At 53.4% G+C, this 22,652-nt stretch carries 22 protein-coding genes and 1 tRNA gene; 1 reads left to right on the top strand and 22 read right to left on the bottom strand.

The features are described 5' to 3' along the window. The first annotated feature begins 5 nt into the window (after positions 1 to 5). On the top strand, positions 6 to 1,496 hold the full coding sequence (locus tag aalo17_RS04360) for an ISL3 family transposase (RefSeq protein WP_158507711.1): 1,491 nt from the start codon (positions 6 to 8) through the stop codon (positions 1,494 to 1,496). Positions 1,497 to 1,690: 194 nt separating this feature from the next. Here the strand turns inward: aalo17_RS04360 and aalo17_RS04355 are convergent, their stop codons facing one another. The 22 genes from aalo17_RS04355 to ltrA form a co-directional block, all read right to left on the bottom strand. Continuing rightward, the gene (locus tag aalo17_RS04355) at positions 1,691 to 2,212 is read right to left on the bottom strand and encodes an NlpC/P60 family protein (RefSeq protein ID WP_067556014.1); all 522 of its coding nucleotides are present in this window, start codon (positions 2,210 to 2,212) and stop codon (positions 1,691 to 1,693) included. Between the two features lie 328 nt (positions 2,213 to 2,540). After that, positions 2,541 to 3,428 carry a Cof-type HAD-IIB family hydrolase gene (locus aalo17_RS04350; protein WP_067556011.1) on the bottom strand — a complete coding sequence of 296 codons (888 nt, stop codon included), beginning with the start codon at positions 3,426 to 3,428 and terminating at the stop codon, positions 2,541 to 2,543. 586 nt (positions 3,429 to 4,014) lie between these two features. Further along, the gene (tsf, locus tag aalo17_RS04340) at positions 4,015 to 4,902 is read right to left on the bottom strand and encodes a translation elongation factor Ts (protein ID WP_067556005.1); all 888 of its coding nucleotides are present in this window, start codon (positions 4,900 to 4,902) and stop codon (positions 4,015 to 4,017) included. A gap of 18 nt (positions 4,903 to 4,920) precedes the next feature. Then, positions 4,921 to 5,856, bottom strand: coding sequence for a 30S ribosomal protein S2 (gene rpsB, locus aalo17_RS04335; protein WP_067556001.1), 936 nt, complete (start codon positions 5,854 to 5,856; stop codon positions 4,921 to 4,923). A gap of 163 nt (positions 5,857 to 6,019) precedes the next feature. Further along, positions 6,020 to 6,096: transfer RNA gene (locus aalo17_RS04330), tRNA-Pro, on the bottom strand. A 76-nt stretch (positions 6,097 to 6,172) separates the two neighbouring features. Then, positions 6,173 to 7,519, bottom strand: a complete 1,347-nt coding sequence (gene trmFO / locus aalo17_RS04325; RefSeq protein ID WP_067560095.1) for a methylenetetrahydrofolate--tRNA-(uracil(54)-C(5))-methyltransferase (FADH(2)-oxidizing) TrmFO — start codon at positions 7,517 to 7,519, stop codon at positions 6,173 to 6,175. A 7-nt stretch (positions 7,520 to 7,526) separates the two neighbouring features. Next, positions 7,527 to 9,707, bottom strand: a complete 2,181-nt coding sequence (gene topA, locus aalo17_RS04320; RefSeq protein ID WP_067555998.1) for a type I DNA topoisomerase — start codon at positions 9,705 to 9,707, stop codon at positions 7,527 to 7,529. Between the two features lie 68 nt (positions 9,708 to 9,775). Next, positions 9,776 to 10,510, bottom strand: a complete 735-nt coding sequence (locus tag aalo17_RS04315; RefSeq protein ID WP_067555995.1) for a DNA-processing protein DprA — start codon at positions 10,508 to 10,510, stop codon at positions 9,776 to 9,778. Between the two features lie 238 nt (positions 10,511 to 10,748). Continuing rightward, positions 10,749 to 11,405: a ribonuclease HII gene (locus tag aalo17_RS04310; RefSeq protein ID WP_067555992.1), complete on the bottom strand. Its 657-nt coding sequence runs from the start codon at positions 11,403 to 11,405 to the stop codon at positions 10,749 to 10,751. Beyond that, on the bottom strand, positions 11,377 to 12,324 hold the full coding sequence (gene ylqF / locus aalo17_RS04305; protein WP_082743243.1) for a ribosome biogenesis GTPase YlqF: 948 nt from the start codon (positions 12,322 to 12,324) through the stop codon (positions 11,377 to 11,379). Before ylqF ends, aalo17_RS04310 begins: the two co-directional genes overlap by 29 nt. A 1-nt stretch (position 12,325) precedes the next feature. Continuing rightward, entirely contained in the window at positions 12,326 to 12,976 is a 651-nt protein-coding gene (gene lepB / locus aalo17_RS04300) for a signal peptidase I (RefSeq protein WP_067555989.1), read from the bottom strand. 196 nt (positions 12,977 to 13,172) lie between these two features. Beyond that, positions 13,173 to 13,523, bottom strand: coding sequence for a 50S ribosomal protein L19 (gene rplS / locus aalo17_RS04295; protein WP_082743242.1), 351 nt, complete (start codon positions 13,521 to 13,523; stop codon positions 13,173 to 13,175). Positions 13,524 to 13,616: 93 nt separating this feature from the next. Next, positions 13,617 to 14,342, bottom strand: coding sequence for a tRNA (guanosine(37)-N1)-methyltransferase TrmD (trmD, locus tag aalo17_RS04290; protein ID WP_067555985.1), 726 nt, complete (start codon positions 14,340 to 14,342; stop codon positions 13,617 to 13,619). Then, positions 14,339 to 14,827, bottom strand: a complete 489-nt coding sequence (rimM, locus tag aalo17_RS04285) for a ribosome maturation factor RimM (protein WP_067555983.1) — start codon at positions 14,825 to 14,827, stop codon at positions 14,339 to 14,341. Before rimM ends, trmD begins: the two co-directional genes overlap by 4 nt. A gap of 108 nt (positions 14,828 to 14,935) precedes the next feature. After that, positions 14,936 to 15,184: a KH domain-containing protein gene (locus aalo17_RS04280; protein ID WP_067555980.1), complete on the bottom strand. Its 249-nt coding sequence runs from the start codon at positions 15,182 to 15,184 to the stop codon at positions 14,936 to 14,938. Positions 15,185 to 15,186: 2 nt separating this feature from the next. Continuing rightward, positions 15,187 to 15,456: a 30S ribosomal protein S16 gene (gene rpsP / locus aalo17_RS04275; RefSeq protein WP_067555978.1), complete on the bottom strand. Its 270-nt coding sequence runs from the start codon at positions 15,454 to 15,456 to the stop codon at positions 15,187 to 15,189. A gap of 93 nt (positions 15,457 to 15,549) precedes the next feature. Beyond that, positions 15,550 to 16,959, bottom strand: a complete 1,410-nt coding sequence (gene ffh, locus aalo17_RS04270; RefSeq protein ID WP_067555975.1) for a signal recognition particle protein — start codon at positions 16,957 to 16,959, stop codon at positions 15,550 to 15,552. Between the two features lie 82 nt (positions 16,960 to 17,041). Then, the gene (locus tag aalo17_RS04265) at positions 17,042 to 17,560 is read right to left on the bottom strand and encodes a GNAT family N-acetyltransferase (protein WP_067555972.1); all 519 of its coding nucleotides are present in this window, start codon (positions 17,558 to 17,560) and stop codon (positions 17,042 to 17,044) included. Further along, positions 17,557 to 18,591 carry a glycosyltransferase family 2 protein gene (locus aalo17_RS04260; protein ID WP_082743241.1) on the bottom strand — a complete coding sequence of 345 codons (1,035 nt, stop codon included), beginning with the start codon at positions 18,589 to 18,591 and terminating at the stop codon, positions 17,557 to 17,559. The genes aalo17_RS04265 and aalo17_RS04260 overlap by 4 nt, the downstream gene beginning before the upstream one ends. Further along, positions 18,588 to 19,337, bottom strand: coding sequence for an ABC transporter permease (locus tag aalo17_RS04255; protein WP_067555969.1), 750 nt, complete (start codon positions 19,335 to 19,337; stop codon positions 18,588 to 18,590). The genes aalo17_RS04260 and aalo17_RS04255 overlap by 4 nt, the downstream gene beginning before the upstream one ends. Continuing rightward, complete coding sequence (locus aalo17_RS04250; RefSeq protein WP_067555966.1) at positions 19,334 to 20,716, bottom strand: tetratricopeptide repeat protein; 1,383 nt, start codon at positions 20,714 to 20,716, stop codon at positions 19,334 to 19,336. The genes aalo17_RS04255 and aalo17_RS04250 overlap by 4 nt, the downstream gene beginning before the upstream one ends. A gap of 269 nt (positions 20,717 to 20,985) precedes the next feature. After that, entirely contained in the window at positions 20,986 to 22,335 is a 1,350-nt protein-coding gene (gene ltrA, locus aalo17_RS04245; RefSeq protein ID WP_067555963.1) for a group II intron reverse transcriptase/maturase, read from the bottom strand. Positions 22,336 to 22,652: the final 317 nt, after the last annotated feature.

The following is a 22,652-nucleotide window of genomic DNA, read 5'->3' as shown; positions in this document are numbered from 1 at the left end:
ATACCGTGTTGAATGCAGAAAAAGAATTCATGGTGGACTTTTTCGGGCTGGAACCAGGGGAGATCGAGGACATCAGTTATACCAGACAGTCCGACAAACGTCCTGTACTGCGTGTCATTCTCACCAATGATCACGATCCATGCCCTGACTGCGGCTGCCCGCATCCCAGAGTGAAGGAATATATCCCAAAGAAGATCAAATATGCGGATGGAACTGGCAGGGACTGTATCCTGCTTTATCATGCCAGACGGTTCAAATGCCCAGCCTGCCACCGCACCTACTATGAGCCTTCTCCTTTCGTTCAGAAAAAGGGGAAGATCGCGGATAAAGTCGTATTCGACATATTGAAGGATCTCAAGGACTACAACCAGACCTTCGCTTCGGTAGGCCGCAAATACTGCGTTTCAGCCACCACGGTGTCCAATATCTTCGACGCCCATGTGGAGATCCCCAGGAAGAAGCTACCGTCACTCCTGTGCATAGACGAGGTCTATGCGATGAAGACCCAGGGAAGCAAGTATGTATGTCTGCTCCTTGATTTCGAAAAGCAGACACCTGTGGATCTGCTTCCAAACCGCTGGCTCCCTTCACTGCTTGAATATATGAGTCTGATCCCCGAGGAGGAAAGACTCGGAGTCAAAGCGGTCTGTTTCGATATGTACCCGGCTTACAGGAAAATGGTGAAAGCCTGCTTCCCCAACGCCATTGGCGTGGTGGACAGGTTCCATGTGATGCAGGAATTCACCCGCAGGCTGACAAAAGTCAGGATCCGGGTCATGAACAGAACCAGAGCCAGGCGGGAAAGGCTGAAGGAAGAAATGAAGGCCGTGGAAAGCGACTTCCCAAGGGAAAGATACCGGGACGATCCGTGCTGGCAGAGGATATCCGCTGACTGGCAGAAAACCTCTGACCAGTATTATGTACTGAAGCATTTCCACTGGCTCCTCTCAAAAGATGAGGATCTGGATATCTTTGACCCAGGGAGAGAAGGACAATACAACCGACATTTTCAAAAATATATGACGCTCCTGCAGCTGCGGGAGATTCTTCTGGGTATCGACCCTGAACTGGAAGAAGCAGTGCGTTTGAAAAGGGTTTTGACTCACATGTATGAGTCGGGAACATATGATAAAGCAGGAGAACAGCTGTTCAACGAAACTTATGTAGCGTTCAGGAACAGTTCCATCAAAGAGATGAACGGATTCTCCAGAACGATGAAGGAATGGAGAGATGAGATCTTCAATTCCTTCAACACAGTGACTGTTGAATACATGGTCAACAGGAGGAGCGAATATACGATCAAAAGCGTAAGGCTCCACAACGGGATCATTGAGAACCGCAACAAAATGATCAAGTGCATGAAACACAATTCCTATGGCTTTACCAACTGGGTCAGGTTCAGGAATCGTGTAATGTATGTGCTCGATCCAAAAGCGACATATTCTCTGGAGCCCAGGTTCGGCAGTAAGGCTGTGAAAAAGAAGAAAAACAAGTAGAATCAGGGGCTGCCCACAAAGTGGACAGCCCCTGAGTGCTTACTGTGATGTTCAAACTCCAAAGCTCTGTAGGGTAACGGAAACCCTAAGGTATCTTTGGATGGGGTTAGTCTTCCTCCCTATCCAATTTTGGAGTGCCCGAAAAAAACGCGGGATCACTCCTGCGTTTATGGTTCAACGTGCATCAGAGGCCTTTACGGACGACGTACGCGAATATATCCGACCAGCGGATTGGAGCATTCCACACTCCATTCAGCGGTTGTCCCGCCGTTCCATCCGCCGTGAATGGCTCTGCCATTCCCGATGTATACAGCCACATGGCCGGAATAGACGATCACATCTCCGGGCTGGGGATCGGAGGTCCAGTCACCCAGGGATGCATATGCGGCGGGTGCCCCGTGGAAGCTGATCCCGACGGCTTTCAGGGAATTTGTCACGAGCATGGTGCAGTCCTGACCAACGCCGATCTGGGCAATGGCAGCATCGGCGATTTTCTGTCCGAAGTTTTTCGCTTCTTCCGCTTTTTTCTGCCGCATCTGTGCCTGTACAGTTTTCACTTCTTCATGAGCAGTGCTCATGGAATCTGTAACGACTTCAATCAGCCGTGTTTTCGTATTTTCTTTCTCTGCAGCCATGACCGGGGAAGCGGGCATGACAGGCAGGATCATGGAAGCGGCCAGAGCCGCTCTGGCGATGATTGTCTTGATTTTTTTCATTGCGTTTCTCCTGTTCTGTTTCTGCGAAATGTCATTGACTCTCTTTATCTTTTTCGGTAATTGTTGTCTCTTTTATTTGACCCAGGACAAGATAACAAAAAAAGAAAAACAGGGCAAATTTTCACAAAGTAAGAAACGGCAATTTTCCTGTAATTCATGACGGAAACAGCCAGCCAGGCCCTTTAGATAAAGGGCCTGGCTGGCTTTTGTGGAATAATGTGTGAAATCTAGGCAAATTCCTTGACGGATACACCTGTATGCGCATTGTCACAGGGCGAAGCCTGCCTGTCAGTGCAGATGACTGTTTTTACTCAAAACTTGTAAGCGATTACCTTTTTCCACTATCAGAAGCCGGCTGTTGTTCGCGGATTTTCTCCCACGATTCGACAGCTCTGACAATGCCGTCTTCATCGTTGGAGGCCGTGATATACCGTGCCTGGTTTCTGACCGGTTCTGTGGCGTTGCCCATTGCGACAGTGATAGCGGCATGTGCAAACATCGGCAGGTCATTCTCCGCATCACCGAATACTGCTGTCTGCGATGATGACACACCGCAGGCTTCCATTACCGTTTTCAGCGCTGTGCCTTTGTTGCTGCCGGAAGCAGTGAATTCATAATAAAACGGACCTGTGAACATGGAATCCAGTGAATCGCAGAAAGGAGCCCGCATCTTTTCGGATACCTGCCGAAGATAGGCCGGAGTGCCGGCTGTCAGGATCTTCTCCGGGGCCAGTCCCGCTTCTGACAGATCACGGACTTCACGAAGCAGGAATCCATTGCTGTGCGCCTCGTACTCCACCACATTCCAGGGCCTGCCATCGAGTTCGATCATGCAGTTGTACACGTTTTCCACAAGCATGGATTCACCATCGGCAATCATGGGAATCACGTCAAACTGCTTCAGATGTTTCAGGACTTTCCTGGTGTCTTCCCGTGTCAGGGCGTTGCTGTACAGTGTCCTGCCGTCAAGGGTCCGTGCCAGAGCCCCATTGCTGCTGATCAGAATCCCGCCGTGACGCTTCATGTCCAGCTGTCTGGCAAACCGCGTCAGACCCCGCTCCGGTCTTCCACTGGCGAGAACCAGCCGGGTTCCCCGGTCCTGAAGCCTCCGGAGTGCCGCGGCTGTTTCCGGTGTGATTTCTTTTCTGCTGTTCAGCAGCGTTCCATCCATATCCATGACCACAAGCCGGGGGATGGGAATGGTTGTCTGATTCATGACTCTCTGCCCCCCCTGGCGCGTTGAGTGCGCTTTTTACACTGTCAAAGCAGGTCAGCCATATGCTCCATGTCCGGCTTCTGCCACCGACCGCTTTGCATATTCTCTTCTTCATCGTACCGTGACTGCCTGTGAACGCAATACAGACAGGCAGCTTTTCCTCCAGAAAGTGGAATGATCCGGTGGCCCCTGGTTCCCAGGAACAAGCGGTCTCTGTTCTCTTTTCCCGATTGCAGACCGGAAGCTATTCCCGACTGTCCCCCTGCTGTTGCCATTATCGGATGGCTGAGAAGCACTCCTGCCGCCGTAACCGCTGCCGGTGCCTGCACGTCACCGGTCAGTCTGGTGAGTGATCCAATCCTCACTCTGTCTCTTTGCAGCATTGTCGGTAACAGCCAATGCCGTTGAAGACGCCTGTCGCCTGCAGCGGTTGTGAATCTTCCTGTCACCGTCTATCCTGACTCCCCTGGATACCCCGGATCGGCTGTCATTTCATTAAAATAGTCTGCAGTTTGCGCATGGGCAGGAACCAAAAAAGGTGATGCCAGTCCCCGAAGGGAAAGCACCACCTTATATGCTGTCAGTATTACCCGTTGATCTGGGCCATGACTTCGTCTGCGAAGTTCTCTTCCTTCTTCTCAATGCCTTCACCGGCCTGGAAGCGGACGAACTGCAGAACCTCTGCATGATTCTGTTTCAGGAACTGGGCAACCTTTTCCTTGGTGTCCTTGAAGTATTCCTGATCCATCAGGCAGACATCCTTGAAGTGCTTGGAAATCTTTCCGTTCAGGATGCCTTCCAGCACTTTTTCGGGTTTGCCGGCCATTTTCGGGTCTTCTGCCATCATCTGCTTCTGCAGAGCCCGTTCGTGTTCCACAACATCAGCAGGCACATCTTTCAGCGTGATGTACTGCGGATTCATGGAAGCAACCTGCATGGCCATATCCTTGGCCACTTCCGGAGTGGCGCCTGTCATGACAACCAGAGCGGAAATGGAACCGCCCATGTGCATGTAGGAGCCGAACTGCTGATCGTCTGTCTTTTCAATGACCACGAAGCGGCGGAAGGAAATCTTTTCACCAATGGTGGCTGTTGCGTTTGTGATCAGTTCATCGATGGTGCCTTCCGGAGTTTCCAGTGCAAGCACTTCTTCCACCGTTTCCGGCTTACCTGCCAGGATCGCGGTCACGACCGTGTCAACCAGGTTCAGGAACTGTTCGTTCTTAGTGACAAAGTCGGTCTCGGAGTTCACTTCTGCAATGACTGCGGTGTTGCCGTCAATGGCAACCTTTGTCAGACCTTCTGCAGCAATGCGGCCTGCTTTCTTGGCAGACTTGGCAATGCCTTTTTCACGCAGCCAGTCAACAGCTTTCGCTTCGTCGCCATCGCATTCTGTCAGGGCTTTCTTGCAGTCCATCATGCCTGCGCCTGTTTTTTCGCGCAGTTCCTTGACCTGTTTTGCGGTGATAGCCATTCTCTTCCTCCTTGAAGTCTATGCTTCTGTTTTTGTTTCAGCGGGTTTTGCTTCCGCATTGGCGCGGACAGGTGCTCCGTTGGGGCGGGGTCCGCGGCTGTTTCTGTCGTAGGGACGACGGTTGCGGCGCTCCATGTTCCGCTTTCTGCGTTCTTCGTTGCGCAGACGGCGGCGGCGTTCATTCTCGGCAATCTGGGCTTCCACATTGCGGATGACATCGTCCATGGTTACATCGTCTTCTGCATCATCCAGGTAAGCCGATTCCAGCAGGCCGCCTTTGGCATCCACGATGGCGTCAGCCAGGATGGAAGTCACCAGACGTACAGAGCGGTTGGCATCATCGTTGGATGCAATGGGATAGGTGGCATCTTCGGGATCGCAGTTGGTATCCAGCATCGCAAATACAGGGATGCCCAGTTTCTTGGCTTCGGCCACGGCATTGTGCTCTTCTCTGGGATCGATCACGATCATGGCATCCGGCAGTTTCTTCATTTCCTTGATGCCGCCCAGGCTTGCTTCCAGTTTGGCCTTTTCCTTCAGGATCCTGGCCTGTTCTTTCTTTGTGTATACTTCCAGTTTTCCGCTGGCTTCCATTTCCTCGATCTCAACCAGACGCTTTACACGCTTCTGGATGGTGCGGAAGTTGGTCAGCAGACCGCCAAGCCAGCGCTTGTTTACATAGAAGGATCCGGAGCGCAGAGCCTGCTCTTCCACAGTTTCTGCTGCCTGCTTCTTCGTCCCCACAAACAGAACCTTGCCACCGCGCTCGCTGATTTCCTTCAGGGCGTTGTAGGCGTCTTCGATCTGCTTCTGTGTCTGGTTCAGATCGACGATATACACACCATTGCGGCTAGTATAGATATACGGTTTCATTTTGGGGTTCCAGCGACGTGTCTGGTGTCCGAAGTGGACGCCGTTTTCCAGCATCTTCCGGATGGATACGATTTGTGTCATTTGATTGGTTCCTTTCCGTTGTTCCTCCGCCAGTTCCAAGGGCTGCAACCAAATGGCACGGGCAGCCGAATTCCTGGCGTGTGTATTTGCGCAGAATCGCGCTTATTAAGTATAGCGCCATTCAGGCAGAAAAAAAAGCGGAGAATTCCGCTTAATTTTCTGATGGTCTAGGTGACAGGATTTGAACCTGCGACCCCTACGACCCGAACGTAGTGCTCTACCAAGCTGAGCTACACCTAGGCAACGGCTTTATTATACAGGGTTTGTGTCTGTATGCAAGCCGTTTTTTTTCATTTTCGGCCTTTTCCGTGTTTCGTCACTCCCGTTCAGCGGACTTCCGGACCCCCCGCTCCGGTTCACCATCCTCTGCCTGGAGCATTTCCCGGATTTCCCGGATCCGTCTGGCAGACTGTCTGGCAAAAGCCGCTTTCCGCTCTCTCTTGTGACAGGGTTCCTCCAGCACCATGATGCCGAAATTTGCATTCATGGGCTGCAGATTCTTTGCCTCACAGTTTGCAATGTAGTGAGCCTGGGCTCCCAGTGCGGTCTGCCGGCCAAACTTCACCGGTTCCCTGCCCTGCAGGACCCGGGCCATGTTGATGCCTGCCGCCAGCCCGCTGGCTGCACTCTCCACATATCCTTCGACTCCTGTCAGCTGCCCTGCAAAAAACAGATCCGGACGCAGTCTGGACTGATAGGTCTCCAGCAGAACATCCTTTGCCGGCAGATAGCTGTTCCGGTGCATCACGCCATAGCGGACAAACCTGGCGTTTTCCAGACCCGGGATCATGGAGAACACCCGCTTCTGCTCAGGCCAGGTCAGATGCGTCTGGAAGCCCACAATGTTGTACAGAGTATCCGCCACATCATCCTGCCGCAGCTGGATCACCGCCACGGGATGTTCCCCTTCCCGCCGCAGCCCGACGGGTTTCATCGGCCCGAAGAGCATTGTTTTCTTGCCACGCCGGGCCATCTCCTCGATGGGCATACAGCCTTCGAACACCTTCAGGTCCTTCTCGAAGTCATGAAGATCGGCACACTTTGCGTGAATGAGCTCCTCGTAAAAAGCGTCAAATTCCTCTTGTTCCATGGGACAGTTGATATAGTCCGCATCTCCTTTGTCATACCGGGACTTGTAGTATGCCCGGGAAAAATCGATGCTGTCCTTTTCCACGATCGGTGCCGCGGCATCATAGAAATGAAATGTCTCCGAACCGGTTTTCTTCATGATGTCTGCAGCCAGCTTCTCCGATGTCAGCGGGCCCGTGGCAATGATCACCGGTCCGTCGGGTATTTCCGTGACTTCTTCTGTGATCACTTCCACCAGCGGGTGTTCCTTCAGCGTCTTCGTGACCTCCTCCGAGAAACCCGCACGGTCAACAGCCAGGGCACTCCCGGCCGGAACCCGGTTTTCATCCGCGGCTTTCATGATCAGGGAATCCAGCTGCCGCATCTCCTCCTTGAGGATCCCCACAGCGTTGTTCAGGGAATCCGAGCGCAGAGAGTTCGAGCAGACCAGTTCGGCGAAGCCGTCCGTATGGAAAGCCTCCGGTTTCTTTTCCGGACGCATCTCAATGATCCTCACCGGGATTCCCCGGCTGACCAGCTGCCAGGCGGCTTCCGACCCTGCCAGGCCTGCGCCGATGACCGTGACTTTGGACATGGACGTCTCAGGCATGGGGTTCGCCCCGGGAAGATTCTGTCTTTTCCTCTGCCGCATCCAGTGTCTCAGGGGCTTTTTTCTTCGGCTCCTTTTTGATGTACCGGCACTTGGGATAGTTGCTGCAGCCCACAAACCAGGTCCCGAAGCGGGATTTCCGGCGCACCAGGTCACCGCCGCATTCGGGGCATTTTTCTCCTGTGGGCTCCGGTTTGGCTTTCTCCTTCAATGGGACGATTGTCTTGCATTCCGGATAGTTGCTGCATGCCCAGAATGGTCCGAAGCGGCCCTTCTTGATGATCATATCCGCTCCGCAGTTGGGGCAGGTCCGGTGTTCCCTGGCTTCCGGAATATCCGTTTCATCCGTTTCGGAATAGCGGCACTTCGGGAAATTGATGCAGGAAATGAACTTGCCGAAGCGGCCATTGCGATAGACCAGTTCTCCGCCGCACTGCGGGCAGGTGCGTCCCACCCGCTCCAGTTCCTTCTTGGGCATGTCTTCATATGCCTTGTCGACCAGCGGTTCGAAGTCATCATAAAACTCATGCAGGAACTTGATGTAGTCCTCGTCGCCTTCCGCAATCACATCCAGTGTCTTCTCCATATCAGCGGTATATTCCACGTTGATGATCTTCGAGAAAAACTCCTGGAGTTTCTGGTCTGTCAGCACTCCCTGCTCCGTGGGAGTGAAGACCTTCGTGCGGCTGGTTTCCGAAACTTTGTCCAGCGTGGCATATCCACGTTTCTGCAGCGTGTCGATGATCGTTGCATAGGTGGAAGGCCGCCCGATGGACTTTTCTTCCAGTTCCTTGATCAGCCTGGCTTCTGTATACCGGGCGGGCGGTTCCGTGAAATGCTGACGGGAAATCACGGGCACATTTTCAAAGACTTCGCCTTCTTCCAGCGCCGGAAGCAGCTCCGTGGATGCTTTTTCGTATTTGCCATATACCTTGTAATACCCGTCAAAGGTCATGACCTGTCCTGTCGCGGCAAACTCGCAGTTTCCGGCCTGAAACAGAATGCTTGTCACATCGAATTTCGCATCGGCCATCAGACTGGCCATGGTGCGGGCGTAAATCAGGCTGTACAGCCTGTACTGTTCCCCGGTCAGGTACGGTTTTACCGCCTCCGGGGTGTTGTTTATGCTGGTCGGCCGTATCGCTTCATGTGCGTCCTGCGCATTGGTCGAGTTATGCATGTGCGCCTTGCCTTTGTAGGCCTTGCCATACTCCTTCTCGATCGCGTCCTCGGCATCCTTCACAAACAGGCCGGAAAGACGGGTGGAATCCGTTCGCATATAGGAAATCAGACCTTCTGTGTGATCTCCCAGGTCGATTCCCTCATACAGCTTCTGTGCCACGGACATCGTTTTCCGGGCACCGAACCCGAGTTTGGTACTGGCTTCCTGCTGCAGGGTGGATGTCGTGAAAGGCAGCTTCGGCCCCTTGCGGCGGCTGCGGGTCTTGACCTGAGAAACGGTAAAGGTCGTGCCTGCATCCTCGAGAATGGCCTGTGCCTCTTCCTGGTTGCGGATTTTCGGTTTTTTGCCGTCCACTTTGGCGAGATCCGCCGTGAATGTCTTGCGTCCCTTTGTGATGTCACCGTGAATCGACCAGTATTCTTCAGGCTTGAATTTCCTGATCTCGTTTTCACGCTCCACAATCAGACGCAGTGCCACCGACTGCACACGGCCGGCGGATTTTGACTGGATCTTGTTCTGGAGAAGCTTGGAGAGCTTGAATCCGATGATCCTGTCCAGGATGCGGCGGGTTTCCTGAGACTTCACCAGGTCCATATCGATTTTCTTGGGTTCTTTCATTGCCGCTTCGATGGCCGGCTTCGTGATTTCATGAAACACGATGCGATTGTCATCGTCGACACTCAGCCCCAGTTCCCGGGCCAGGTGCCAGGCAATGGCTTCCCCTTCCCGGTCAGGGTCGCTTGCCAGATAGACATCCTGGCTCTTCTCTGCCAGTTCCCTGAGTTCCTTGACAGTTTCCTTCTTCTCCTTCGGAACCCGGTACGTGGGCTTGAAGTCATGTTCCACATCCACGCCAAGGCGGTCCTTGCCGGATGTGGACAGGTCACAGATGTGGCCTTTGGAAGAAACCACTTTGTAGCCGCTTCCGAGGTATTTTTCTATTGTTTTCGATTTGGAGGGTGACTCCACGATTACCAGATGCTTTTTCATTCACAAGTCCTCATTGCTGACTACAAGTTAAAAACATCCGCTGAACTTTGTCAAATGAGAGATGCGGACTACAGCTCACGGACCTGCTGAAGATCGCACAGAATTCCCGCCCCCTGCAGAATCAGCCGATTGCATCCCATATGGCTCTCATCTCCGAATTCCGTCGGGACACACCATACGGGAACCGAGAGTGCGAGCGCTTCATCCACCGTATACATCGTGCCGCTTTTTTCCCTGGCCTCCGTCACCACCAGCAGATCGGCGGCCGCTGCGATCAGACGGTTCCTCCACGGAAAATGACGGGGCAGCGGCGGGGTGCCGGGCGGATATTCACTGAGTATCAGGTGATCTTTCCGCATTCGGGAAAACAGCAGGCTGTTGTCGCGGGGATATACCCGGTCGATTCCGCATCCCAGGATCCCGATGGTGGATTTGTCCAGAGCCTCTGTGTGAGCCCGGGCATCCACGCCTCTGGCAAGGCCGGAAACGATCACATACCGGTCCTTGAGACAGTGCACGATCCTGGCTGTATTGTCCAGTGCCTTCCTGGATGCATCCCGGCTGCCGACCACCGCAGCTGCCGGCCCGTTCAGCAGCCGGAGGTCCCCCTGATAGAACAGGATCCAGGGCGGATACCGCAGCTTTCTGAAACAGGCAGGATATTCCGGATCGAGGAATGTGACGCAGGGATACTGACAGAAAACCGGTACAGCGGGTTCCTGGCTGTGGATGGCCCTGGCTATGGCAGTCCAGTCCCCATTGTGACGGACTGCATAACATAGAATGTCCTTTGATGTCGTCATATTTGTTATATTCGCCCAAACCTTCGGTTTTTGCGGAAAGTTACCCTGTATTTCAGCCCGCCAATGCAACTCAACCGCAACAGCAGTCGTGGATTTCATCTCCGGCTGCTGCCTGCAGACTCCGCCAGGCTGTCACAATCCCTTCATGTTTGCCCGCCCCTGATATGCTTCCCTGCCTGCCTGGCAAAGACTGCATGAAAAAGGATCCCGAGGGATCCGATGGTCATCTTCCGCTGCTTCAGTCCCCTGTTTCTGCCGGAAACAGGCTGCCGCTTTCCTGACCTGTCATGACCAGCCTCTGGACCGGACCGTAGGACCGTCTGTAAAAGGACTGCAGGCCGAATTGTTCCAGGGCTTGCAGATGTGCTTTCGTGGGATAGCCTTTGTGACGGGCCAGGCCATACTGTGGATAGAGGATATCCAGATGTTTCATATACCGGTCCCGGCTGACTTTCGCCAGGATGCTCGCAGCCGCAATGGACAGTGATTTCTGATCGCCTTTCACCACAGCCTGCCAGGGTTTTCGGCAGGCCGGCAGCTTCATGGCATCTGTCAGGATCACGTCACATGTCATGCGTTCGGCCATGGCCTCCATCGCCTGCTGCGTGGCTCTGTAAATGTTCAGACGGTCAATCTCCGGTTCACTCACAAACCGGATCTGCACCTCGAGGGCATCTTCCAGAATCTGAGGATACAGGGCTTCACGCTTCTTTTCGCTGAGCTTCTTGGAATCGTACAGGGCAGGATTCTCATATCCCGTCGGAAATACCACTCCCGCCGTCACGAGAGGCCCTGCAATCGGCCCCCGACCGGCTTCGTCCATTCCCAGCACCAGCTGTCCCGGCCAGTCCCGCTCCAGCGGATTCTCAATGACCGGAGCCTGCCGTCTGGTCATGATCCTCCCGTCCCCTGTTCTCCGGCTTCCTGTCTGCACCCGGGTGTGAATCCTGACTGGCCTCCAGATCAGAGGGTGCCTCCCAGGAAAGCCGGCCAAGCCGGTCATCCCGGATATCCTGGACAACAGTCCGCATCATCCGGGTTTCATCCACCTCTCCTTTCTTCAGCCAGCCACGCTTGCGGGCAATTGCCTCCAGCGTTTCCCAGGGGGTATCTGCAATCGTGATCCCGTAGCAGGACTCCACAGCCCCGGGGTGTTCCTTCATCAGTCTCTCCATGGCATACAGCGCCAGATCATCCATATGCACGACGTCATCCTTTACGGATCCGAGCAGAGCCAGATTGAGACCGACCTGCGGCTGCTCGAACTTGGGCCAGAGAACACCTGGTGTATCCAGCAGTTCCAGATCCCGGTCCAGAGATATCCACTGAAGGCTTTTCGTCACCCCCGGACGGTCTCCGGTCTTGGCGGCTTTTCGTTTTGCCAGCGTGTTGATGAAGGTTGATTTCCCCACATTCGGGATCCCCGCCACCATGGCACGAAGTGCACGGGGTCGCATACCCCGGCGCTTCTGCTTTTCGATCAGCGGAGCACACAGAATTTTTGCTTCCCTGACCAGTGCCGCTCTGTAGTTTTCATGAATCAGATCCAGTGCCAGAACACGGGTATTCTGGTCTGCCAGTCTGTCGATCCAGGCCTGCGTTGTGGCTGGATCCGCCTTGTCCGTCTTTGAAAGCAGGATCAGACGGGGCTTGTTCTGCCCGACAGAAGTCAGCAGAGGGTTGGTGCTTGACTCCGGGATCCTGGCATCCCTGATTTCAATGATGAAATCGACTTTCTTCAGATTTTCTTCCATCTGCCGCCGGGCTTTCGCCATATGCCCGGGAAACCATTGTATTGTACCTGCCTGTGGCATGTTAATGTCCTCCGATCTTGTTGAATGGAAACAGAATCAGCACCCCATCGCCATAAATCTGATTCCTGTTCACAGCTCCCACAGAGGGATCGCGCGAGTCCTTGGAATGCGGTCTATTGTCCCCCATGACCCAGTACTGATCTTCTCCAAGCGTCACCGGACCAAAATCTGCGGTGAAGTCTCCATATTCCCGTCCATAGGATTCCTGAATCTCATCCAGGATCTCCTGCTTCTGCGCCGGATCCAGCCATCCGCTTTCATCCAGCGGCTCACCGTTGATATAGATCACATCGTTTCTGGCCTCCACTGTGTCTCCAGGGAGCCCGATCACCCGCTTCACCCAGTGGGTTGTTTCCGGAGTTCCGTCGCCATTCACATCATCTTCCATCGTGACAACCACCACATCGCCCCGGTCCGGCGCGGAAAACCGGAGACCAATCAGATTTGTGAATCCATACTCTCCATCCTGCAGATTCGGGTACATCGAATCGCCAACCACAGTCACAGGGTGCGCCACAATATTGACAAACAGCAGAATGATGACAGCTGTGATGACAAACACTTTGATGAAACCCCAGGCCTCTTTGAGAAAGGAGTTTCCTTCCCGCTCCGGGCTGTTCCCTGCTCCGGATGTCTTTGTTTCCTGATCCATCCCATATCCTCCGATTCCTTATATCTCTGTTCAGTATAGCAGAAAGCTCCATTGACTGACTTTTGGCGGGACAAAGCGCAAACTTCGCAGTCACTCCGCTTTCCGGACTGCCCCGGCCTTGTCCCTGTCATCCTGTTTTCCAGATGGTGCCGGATACAAAAAAGATGGACCCCATACAGGAATCCATCTTTCCGGCTTACTTGCGGACTTCTTTCAGACGTGCGCTCTTGCCGGAGCGGTTTCTCAGATAACGCAGCTTGTTCCGGCGAACCTTGCCCTGACGGACAACTTCGATTTTTTCCACGATCGGGCTGTGGATCGGGAATTTACGTTCCACGCCGATACCGCTGGACAGCTTCCGGACTGTGATGCTTTCGTTGATGCCGCCTCCCACTTTTTCAGTGATGACGCCTTCAAACACCTGGATACGGCTCTTTTCACCTTCGTGAATACGCACGAATACTTTGACTGTCTGACCGGAACGCAGTTCAGGCAGGTCTTTCTTCAGCTGAGTCTTCGTGACTTCGTTGACGAGATTCATGTTCATGACTGATTTCTCCTTTTCTTTCACTCATGCGGCCTTGCAGGTTCATGCTCCTGTTCACAAGGACAGCGGAACCGCGCATGCCTGAAAATAGTATCATTTCCCGTCTTCTTCGGCAAGAGATTCCAGAAACTTCACGTCGCTTTCCGAAAGATCTGCTGTTTCCAGGAGATCCGGCCGCAGGCTGCGGGTCCGACGCAGAGACTCCTGGCGTCTCCACCTCCGGATGTTCTCATGATGCCCCGACAGCAGAATATCCGGCACAGTCTCCCCCTTATAGTCATAGGGCCTGGTGTACTGCGGATATTCAAGCAGGCCATCGGAGAAGGAATCACCTCCACTGGATTCATCCCGAATGGTTCCCGGCAGCAGCCGAAGGATGGCATCGCACATGACCTGCGCAGCCGGTTCTCCGCCCGTGAGCACAAAATCGCCCAGAGAGAGCTGAATGTCTGCATGGCGGCGGATCCGCTCATCAAATCCTTCATAGTGACCGCAGATAAAAATCAGGTGATCCTTCAGCGCCAGCTCGCGGGCTGTCTCCTGGCGGAATGTCGTTCCCTGCGGACTCAGCAGTATCACCGTGCTGTCCTTTGTGCGGACAGATTCCAGTGCATCCAGCAGCGGCTGACACATCAAGACCATCCCTGCTCCGCCTCCATAGGGAGAATCATCCACATGGCCATGTTTCTGCTCGGTGAATGGACGAAAATCCAGGGCTTCGAACTCGAAGAGCCCCGCTTCACGCGCCCGGGATATGATGCTTGTGTTCAGAAAGCCGTCGAAATACTCCGGAAACAGTGTCAAAACGGTGATTTTCATCGAAGTCCTTCCATTTCCCGGATGACAATGCGTTTTCCAGTGACATCGACTTCTTCAATGAACGCATCCACGAACGGCACCAGAAACTGTGCCTTCCCCTGTCCAACGCGCAATACAAGATTTGCCCCGGTTTCCAGAAGATCCGACACCTGTCCCAGTTCCGTTCCTTCTGTATTGAATACAGTACTGCCCGCCAGCTGATGATAATAGTATTCCCCTTCTCCGGGTTCCCCCAGTTCCTCTTCTGAAAGTTCCAGCACTCTGCCTTTCAGGGCCTGTGCCTTCTCCACAGTGTCCACATCCTCGAACATCGCATAGCCAAAGCCTTTCTGCATGCGGAACCGCTTCAGCTTCAGTCTTTCGCCGGTATCCAGCGTGAATATGGTCCCCGGCAAAAATCTGGTCGCCGGGTCATCGGTATGAAGATACAGCTTGCATTCGCCTTTCAGGGCGTGGGTATTGATGATGGTTGCAATGCGCACCATGTCAGATTCCTCCTGTCTTTGTCTGTTTTCTGCAGCCGGTGTCCTGAATGAGACCCAGGTGCAGCAGGTATTCTGCAGCCATTATATGAAAAAAGGATGCGATGCATCCTAATAAGCCTCGAATTTCACGGAGACGTGTTTGCGGGTATCCCTGGCTGCGATGGACATCATCTGTCTCAGGCTGGAAGCCATGAGCCCCTTGCGTCCAATCAGTCTGGCCACATCTTCGCTGGCAGCATATACATAGAGAAGAATCTCGTTGTCATCTGCACTGGCCATCTGCTTGACCGACAGCGTGGATGCGTCGTCCACCAGCGGCAGGCAGAGATCATACAGGGTTTTCTCCAGGTCTGCCATGTTTATCTGGCGGATTTGGATTCCGCGTATTCCTTGATGATGCCCTGTTTGCGCAGGATGGAACGCACAGTGTCTGTGGGCTGTGCACCGTTGTTCAGCCATTTCAGGGCCTTTTCCCTGTCAACGACGATCTGAGCCTGTTCAGGCACCGGGTTGTATGTACCGATTTCTTCAATGAAGCGGCCATCACGGGGAGCGCGGCTGTCAGCAGCCACGATTCTGTAGAAGGGCTGACCCTTTTTACCCATTCTCTTCAGACGAAGTTTTACCATAGTTCTTACCTCTCAATTTCTTTGTTGTACTGCGAAAGTCTATCATTGAAGCGCAGGGACTGTCAAGGTGTTTTCCTTGACAGTCCCTGCCGGCTATTTTTTCTTCTTCTTTTTCTTTTTGGACAGCTTCTGCTTCTTGCTGCCTGCATGCTTTGACACACCCTGGCCACGGCTCATGGCGTTCATCATCGCATTCATGTTGCTGCCGCCGGACATCAGCTTTGTCATCTGCTGCATCTGATTCAGCTGCTGAATCAGTTTGTTCACATCCTGCACCTTGACACCGGATCCTTTGGCGATCCGCTGCTTCCGGCTGGCTTTCAGACAGGACGGGTTCTCCCTTTCAAAGGGTGTCATGGACTGAATGATGGCACGGTTGCGCTTCATGACCGAATTCATGGCCTCATCATTGACCTGAGCCGCCATTTTGTTGAGGCCCGGAATCATCTTCAGGATCCCCTGCATGCTGCCCATTTTCTCCAGCTGCCCGAACTGCGCGAGCATGTCATTGAAGGTGAAAATGCCATTCATCATCCGGTCAGCCGACTGCCTGCCAACCTCCATGTCCAGCCGGTCCTGCGCCTGTTCAATTAGGGAAACAACGTCTCCCATGCCCAGGATCCGGTCTGCCATGCGATCGGGGTGGAACTGCTCCAGGTCCTCCATTTTCTCCCCGCCGGATACAAATACGACAGGAACACTGGTGATGCTTCTGACAGACAGCAGGCCGCCGCCCCTAGCATCGCCATCCATTTTCGTCACGACCAGACCTGTGATATCCAGCTGATCATCGAAGGATTTGGCGACGTTGACAATGTCCTGACCGGTCATGGCATCCACAGTCAGCAGGATGTTGTCGGGATGAATGAGTTCCTCCATCTGACGGAGTTCATCCATCAGAGCCTGGTCCACGTGCAGACGACCCGCCGTATCGAATATCACCAGATCATGGCCATTCTCGCGGGCATAGTCCAAGCCCTGTCTTGCAGTTTCCACAGCCGTCACATCCGGTCCGAGGGTGAATACATCCACTCCGACCTGCTGTCCGAGGGTCTGCAGCTGGTCTATCGCAGCCGGACGAACCACATCCGCTGCCACCAGCAGGACTTTTTTCTTCAGTTTCTGCTTTGCATAGCGGGCGATTTTGCCGGATGCCGTTGTCTTTCCTGTACCCTGCAGACCGGCCATCATCACCGTAGTCAGTCCGTCCGGATTCAGGGTAAGTTCTGTATCACTGCTTCCAAGCAGTTCCTGGAGTTCATCCCGGACAATCTTCACCACCATCTGCGAGGGGTTGAGGGATTCCATGACTTCCTGACCGAGCGCCTTTTCCTTGACCCTGGCCACAAAGTCCTTCACAACTCCGTAATTGACATCTGCTTCCAGAAGGCTCATGCGCACTTCCTTGAGCATATCGTTCATGTTTTTTTCCGTCAGTTTTCCCTGCCCGGTGATGTTTTTCATCGCCTGGGAAAGACGTTCGCTTAAAGATTCAAATGCCATATCCTCTTACTCCATACGTTGAAATTGTAGCCAAAACCGGGAATGGATTCAATGTGACTGAAAGACAGGACTCACGATGCAGTCAGCGGGTCTGTGACCGGGACCGCTTCCGATCATGCTGTCCATCCGGATCTGCACTGCTCCACTCGAAGGCTTCTCTGGGTGTCCCGTCCTGACACAGAATGACACCGCACCGACGAAATCCCAGGGACGTCAGCAGCCGTTTCATTCCGTGATTCCGGCTGTGTGTATCTATTCGAAGATGCCCGGCACAGGTCATGCCGTACTCCAGAAGTGCTCTTCCCTGCCCGGGCTCTGTGCTGACGATCCGGTGAATCACCGCATAGCTGGACTCATCCAGCCAGGATCCTTCCACCATGGTCTGATACGTCGGATCCGGTCCGGGCATATATGTCATGACCGCGGTCAGCTGACTGTTCACATAAAGATGTCCGGCTTTCAGATCCTGCCTTGCAGAGTCCGGACCGGGATATGCCGAAGTCCACTGATGCCGGTTTCCCTCCCTGCGCATGATCGCGCGCCCCTGATCATACAGGTTCAGAATTGCGTCAAGATCCGCAGTTTCTGCCTTTCGAATCATCGCGCTCTGTTTCTCTTTGCGGCCGGTTTCGCTGTCTTTTCCCGACTGCTGCTGGCGGCCTTTTGTGAATCATCGGCATTGACCGGCCACTGGGTTTCATCCAGCACTTTCCGGATATCCCAGCCCATTTTCAAACAGGCAATCTGCAGCCATGCCAGATAGGCGCCATGCAGTATCGGCGAGAGTGTCAGTTTGGACCAGTCAATGGAAGCCGGATCGAATCTGGGATTTTCTTTCCGGTGGCTGAAAAGAATCAGGGTGTAAATGATCACCATATCTGTGTTGTAGTAATTACGGTTGAAGTCAAAATGCTGGTGCGGCAGCACTTTTTTCAGGTAGTTCTCCTGATATTCATACGCCCGCCGCATATCGTAGACCGTAGCCAGAGACATGCAGTTGGTGAGGGACCCGGGGTGCTGAACGTAATGGACAAACCGATCGGGAATGGTTCCGATCCGGGATGCATTGAGGAAGGTTCGGAAAATGGTTCTTGTATCTTCGAATCCCTTTACATTTTCCGGAAACCGCACATTGCTGAATGTATGCCGGCGAAACAGCTTGCCCCAGGGATAGTTGTTGATGCCCTTGTTGTTTACCAGCATCTGCAGTGCTTCTTCCCGGGTGTGTATGCCATTGCCTGCCACCGGCCGGAGAAAAGGGACAGGTCCAAAATCCATCTGGTACCCGCACTGCACAATATCACAGCGTTTTCCTTCCATGACCCGGACCAGTTTTTCCAGTGTTTCCGGTTCGATCCAGTCATCACTGTCCACAAACAGAAAGGCATCTCCCCGGGCATGGTCGAGAAGACGGTTTCGGGTGACGGATATCCCTCTGTTGGGATAGGAAAAGACATGGATCCTTGCATCCTGCGCAGCTCTTCGCTGTGCGATCTCAAGAGACGCATCGGTACTTCCATCGTTGACAAGCACGGCTTCCCAGTCCTTCCATGTCTGAGCTTCCAGAGAATCAAGACATCGGTCAAGCCATTTCTTCACATTGTATACAGGTATCAGAATACTGATTTTCATCCTTGCATCCTTTCCAGCCACAGGGGCAGTCGTTTCCAGAAAGCATCCAGAGCGAACGCAAACAGCAGCAGCCAGATCGTCCATCCCATGACTCCTGCGGTATCCAGTGCGAACCGTGCCGACTGCATGGAACGTCCGATGCCGGCAGGGACCTGACACAGTATTTCAGCCATTACGCCGGCTTTGCAAGCCAGAGAACTGGCGGTCACGACAGCAGCCGACCACGTGCCTGCGAGTTCCGGGAAAAAAGCTTCGCGGAGTCTTACAGACCATGGCTGGGGGTAGATCCGGAAGACATCTTTGTAATGAGCCGAGATCTCTTCCATCCGCTCCAGCAGCGCAGAGTACACAATCGGGACAAGCAGAAGCCAGAGAACAAGAAGGACAGCTGCCTCCCTGTTCATCCAGAAAAGCATCAGGATGATGAACGCTATATTTGGTATCGAACGAAGCAGAAGCAGAAGCCGTGTGATGAAAAATTCCAGAGGATGGACCAGATGCGCCAGCATGGCCAGCAGAAACCCCGATCCCAGGGCAAGAACCACAGCAGCTGCCACCCGCCCGACAGAGATCAGCACTGTGGGAAGGAATACCGGACTCACCAGCTGCTGTTCCATGGTCTGCAGAACCTGCAAAGGAGCAGGAAGGATCATGTCGTTGTGCACCCATGTTGCTGCTGCCTGCCAGATACAGAACAGAACCGCAAAAAAACCGGCCCATTCCAGCCGGTTGTGCCATGCTTTCATGCGGCAGTCTTCTCTGCGATCTCTTCCAGAAACCCGATAAAATTGGAGATGTCTTCGATGGGTTCCTTCTTTGCCAATGCCTTCTGCATCTGCCGGATCACTTCCGTGGCCTTGTCCTGCTCCCCGCGTTCATCATAGACAAGAAAGGCAATGATCGCACCGATCCCGTCCGGCAGAATGGCCAGACTTTCATGGAGCGCTTCCCGGGACCGACCTGTACAGTAACTGGCTATGGCCAGATTTTTCCTGTACATCCTGTCTTTTAGCCCCTGATGGGCTTTCAGACAGTGATAGGCCTCCTGATAATGCTCGATTTGCAGACAGGCCAGGGACAGAAGGCGGCACCACTCCAGGCTGCGGGTCAAGGGCATATTCTCCGGATTTCTGCTGAGTATTTTATAGGCAACATCCGCCATGTCATGGTTCAGGCAGAATTGCGCACACTGCATTGTGGAATCCGGATCGTCCCCCCCCTTGCGCAGAATTGCCTCGAGATACTTCCGGCAGGTGCGGTCGGCATACTGCATTTCCTCCAGGGCTTCCAGCTGAAGCGCAGTGAAGTGGCCCGGATCTGTCTCCGGTTTTTCCACGTCCATGAGTGCAAGGAACAGTCTGCGTCCATGCCGGATGTCTCCGGCCTGGCCATACAGCACAACCGCGCTCGCAAGCACCTCCGGATCATGTTCCAGAGTCCAGGCTTCTTCCATAGCTTCGGCAGCATCCAGAGGACTGTTATGATTCAGCCAGTATTGGGAAAATGCAAGAAGGCGGTCGAATTCGGTGAAATCAGCCTGATCAAGGTAGTCCAGGAGAATCTCCGGACTGTCCTGGTACATCATGTACTCAAGAATCCTGTCACGGTATTCCGGCTTGTCAAGTAGCCCCAGGAATGCATCATCCATCCGCTCGTACATCTGCAGCTCGCCATAGGACATCCCCAGAAGAAAGCGCGTTTCTTCATTGTCTTCCTCCAGAAGGATGTCTTCAAAATGTATCACGGCCTGTTCATAATTCCCCTGGGCAATGGCGCAGCGTCCCAGATCAAACAGGATCCTTGGTTCGTCTTCCTCCCCCAGGTCCTGAGACTCCAGCACTTTTTCCAGCCAGAATCCGGCCTGATCGTAATTCTCCAGGCCTATCTCCGCCTCAGAAATCCGTTCCCAGATCAGCGGGCCAGTCAGGCCGGTTTCCATGGCTTCCTCCAGAAGCGTGCAGACGCCCTGATAGTCTTCATAGCCAAGGCGGATATCGGATCCGGCCAGATAATAGAATTCGTCTTTTCCTTCCAGCCGAAGATATTTTTCCAGAAGAGTGGAAGCCTCAAACAGGTGTTCCTGTTCAATGCATTCCACGATCTGATCCTGTATCAGCATATCCATCGATATCCCTCCCATCCGATTTGTCTGATAATTATACTATGGAACCGGGATGTGAAAAAGCCTGCAGAGGCTGCTGGATACACTCCCGGATGAATTATTCCCCGCGTCGCCCACAGACTTCTGTGTCAGAACCCTGCATTCTCTGTGCTTTCCGGAGTCCGTTCACCACTTCTGAACCGGAATCCGGCCTCCGGAACCCCGTCTGTCTCTGCCAGCAGCATTGACTGAATCGCCTGATCACGAGATCGAGTAGGTGTCATCAGACCCTCTCACACCACCCAGCGTGCCGTTCGGCACTGGGCGGTTCGTACAAATGATTTCATGAACCTTTCTGCCACCGTATCGAAGTATTCCTCTATGGTCAGGAGGCCTTTCTTCTTCAGGTGTATATTTCTGATATACTTGTTCAGGAACGTGACTGCACAACGGACACATCCTTGTCGTGCACACGCATATGAGTGAGCCTTGTCTCTGGGACATCCCAGTTTGATGAGGCTCTCTTCTTTTTTCCTGATGCTTTTCCACTGCTTCCAGATGATGGCCCTGATTCTTCTCCGGAGCTTGCTGTCCAGTTTCCGCATGTTCTTTTTATACAGCCATGCGCATCTGAAATAATTGCTCCATCCCCTGATGACCTGATTGATTTTCTCCAGCCTTTCTTCAAGGGATACGCTCCAGTTCCGCTTCGTCAGCTTCATTATTTTCTGTTCGAACTCATGGATGGACTTCTCATGCGGTATTGCCTTCCATTCCCTTTTGTTCCTTTTGAAGCCAAACCCCAGATATTTCACTTCATCCGGTCTGGCCACTTTCGATTTTGAAGCGTTCACTTCCAGCTTCAGCTTCTTTTCCAGATAATTGCTGAATGACTTCATCACCCTGTTGGCGGCGGCTTCCGATTTCACATAGATGAGCATATCGTCTGCGTATCTTGTGAATCTCAGCCCTCTGCTTTCCAGTTCCTTGTCGGCCTGGTCCAGATAAATGTTGGCCAGTACCGGCGAGAGAGGTCCTCCCTGTGGGATTCCTCTTTCTGTCCTGACCAGCCTGCCGTCTATCATGACTCCTGCCCTGACGAATTTCCTCGTCAGGGCAGTTATATCTCTGTTGTAAAACAGGTTGTCTATCAGTCGTATCAGTCTGTCCTGGTCCACCGTGTCGAAGAATTTCCTCAGGTCGATGTCGACGATCCAGTCATACCCGTCGTTCATGAACTCGAGGCCTTTCAGTATCGCCTGTTCACATCTCCTGTTCTTCCTGAACCCGTATGAGCTGTTGCTCATCTCGAAGTCCTTCCTATAATCCAGATAGTTTGCCAGACAGGCCTGTATGACTCTATCTCTGGCAGCCGGGACATTGAGCCCCCGCATGCTCCCATCCGGTTTCGGGGTATCGGTCCTTTTGGCTGGCAGTGGTTTATAACTGCGGTCCAGTATCTGTTCCCGCAGTCGCTCCCAATACTCTCCGGGGCAGGCAGGAAGTTCTCTGGCTTTGACTCCATCTACCCCTGCAGCTCCATTGTTTCGCCGTACCTGTCTGCACGCATTGGTCAGGTTCTCCATGGAGAAGATTTCCTGTGTGCTCAGGTCTTCCGGCTGTATCAGTCTTATTTGGTCCATGACTGCCCCTTTCTTTCACGTGTTCCCGCACTGCCCTTCCTTACTCATCTTCAGGGGCTCTCTGGGTTTGTCCTTTCTCGGTTTTTCGTGCAGGAAGCATTCCTGATATTTGCAGTAAATTGTACGTTCGGCCCTTCACTCCATCCCCATTACAGGGACTTCCTCGTTACTATGGCCTCGGCTGACTTCCTGCCATTCGTTGTTACTGCGGAAGGCGTGTCATCGTGGCTTGATGGTTCCTTTCGCTGACAGGACCTCCCCGGGTAAGGTCATACATCTTTCATTCCATACACCTGCCGCATCTACCACAGACAGTC

Origin of the sequence: Faecalibaculum rodentium (genome assembly GCF_001564455.1) — a bacterium.
In the GTDB taxonomy this organism is placed as follows: domain Bacteria; phylum Bacillota_I; class Bacilli_A; order Erysipelotrichales; family Erysipelotrichaceae; genus Faecalibaculum; species Faecalibaculum rodentium.
Note: the sequence above shows the minus strand (reverse complement) of the source record. Positions and strands in the feature narration are given on the sequence as shown.

Coding starts and splice junctions, on each gene's coding strand:
- aalo17_RS04265 (WP_067555972.1), bottom strand. CDS start 17,560: ATGATTCGAAAGGCAGAAACTGCGGATCTTGACGCAATTCTGAACCTG.
- tsf (WP_067556005.1), bottom strand. CDS start 4,902: ATGGCTATCACCGCAAAACAGGTCAAGGAACTGCGCGAAAAAACAGGC.
- rpsB (WP_067556001.1), bottom strand. CDS start 5,856: ATGACACAAATCGTATCCATCCGGAAGATGCTGGAAAACGGCGTCCAC.
- ylqF (WP_082743243.1), bottom strand. CDS start 12,324: ATGCCACAGGCAGGTACAATACAATGGTTTCCCGGGCATATGGCGAAA.
- trmD (WP_067555985.1), bottom strand. CDS start 14,342: ATGAAAATCACCGTTTTGACACTGTTTCCGGAGTATTTCGACGGCTTT.
- aalo17_RS04260 (WP_082743241.1), bottom strand. CDS start 18,591: ATGAAAATCAGTATTCTGATACCTGTATACAATGTGAAGAAATGGCTT.
- aalo17_RS04310 (WP_067555992.1), bottom strand. CDS start 11,405: ATGACCAGACGGCAGGCTCCGGTCATTGAGAATCCGCTGGAGCGGGAC.
- aalo17_RS04280 (WP_067555980.1), bottom strand. CDS start 15,184: ATGGCAGACCTGGAGAAAACCCTGTATGATCTCTGCCTGCCGCTGGTG.
- trmFO (WP_067560095.1), bottom strand. CDS start 7,519: ATGTCCAAAGTCACGGTCATCGGCGCAGGCCTGGCAGGGTCGGAAGCC.
- rpsP (WP_067555978.1), bottom strand. CDS start 15,456: ATGGTAAAACTTCGTCTGAAGAGAATGGGTAAAAAGGGTCAGCCCTTC.
- aalo17_RS04250 (WP_067555966.1), bottom strand. CDS start 20,716: ATGGATATGCTGATACAGGATCAGATCGTGGAATGCATTGAACAGGAA.
- ltrA (WP_067555963.1), bottom strand. CDS start 22,335: ATGGACCAAATAAGACTGATACAGCCGGAAGACCTGAGCACACAGGAA.
- topA (WP_067555998.1), bottom strand. CDS start 9,707: ATGAAAAAGCATCTGGTAATCGTGGAGTCACCCTCCAAATCGAAAACA.
- rimM (WP_067555983.1), bottom strand. CDS start 14,827: ATGGTGCGCATTGCAACCATCATCAATACCCACGCCCTGAAAGGCGAA.
- rplS (WP_082743242.1), bottom strand. CDS start 13,523: ATGAACATGAATCTCGTCAACGAAGTCACGAAGACTCAGCTGAAGAAA.
- lepB (WP_067555989.1), bottom strand. CDS start 12,976: ATGGATCAGGAAACAAAGACATCCGGAGCAGGGAACAGCCCGGAGCGG.
- aalo17_RS04315 (WP_067555995.1), bottom strand. CDS start 10,510: ATGACGACATCAAAGGACATTCTATGTTATGCAGTCCGTCACAATGGG.
- ffh (WP_067555975.1), bottom strand. CDS start 16,959: ATGGCATTTGAATCTTTAAGCGAACGTCTTTCCCAGGCGATGAAAAAC.
- aalo17_RS04350 (WP_067556011.1), bottom strand. CDS start 3,428: ATGAATCAGACAACCATTCCCATCCCCCGGCTTGTGGTCATGGATATG.
- aalo17_RS04355 (WP_067556014.1), bottom strand. CDS start 2,212: ATGAAAAAAATCAAGACAATCATCGCCAGAGCGGCTCTGGCCGCTTCC.
- aalo17_RS04255 (WP_067555969.1), bottom strand. CDS start 19,337: ATGAAAGCATGGCACAACCGGCTGGAATGGGCCGGTTTTTTTGCGGTT.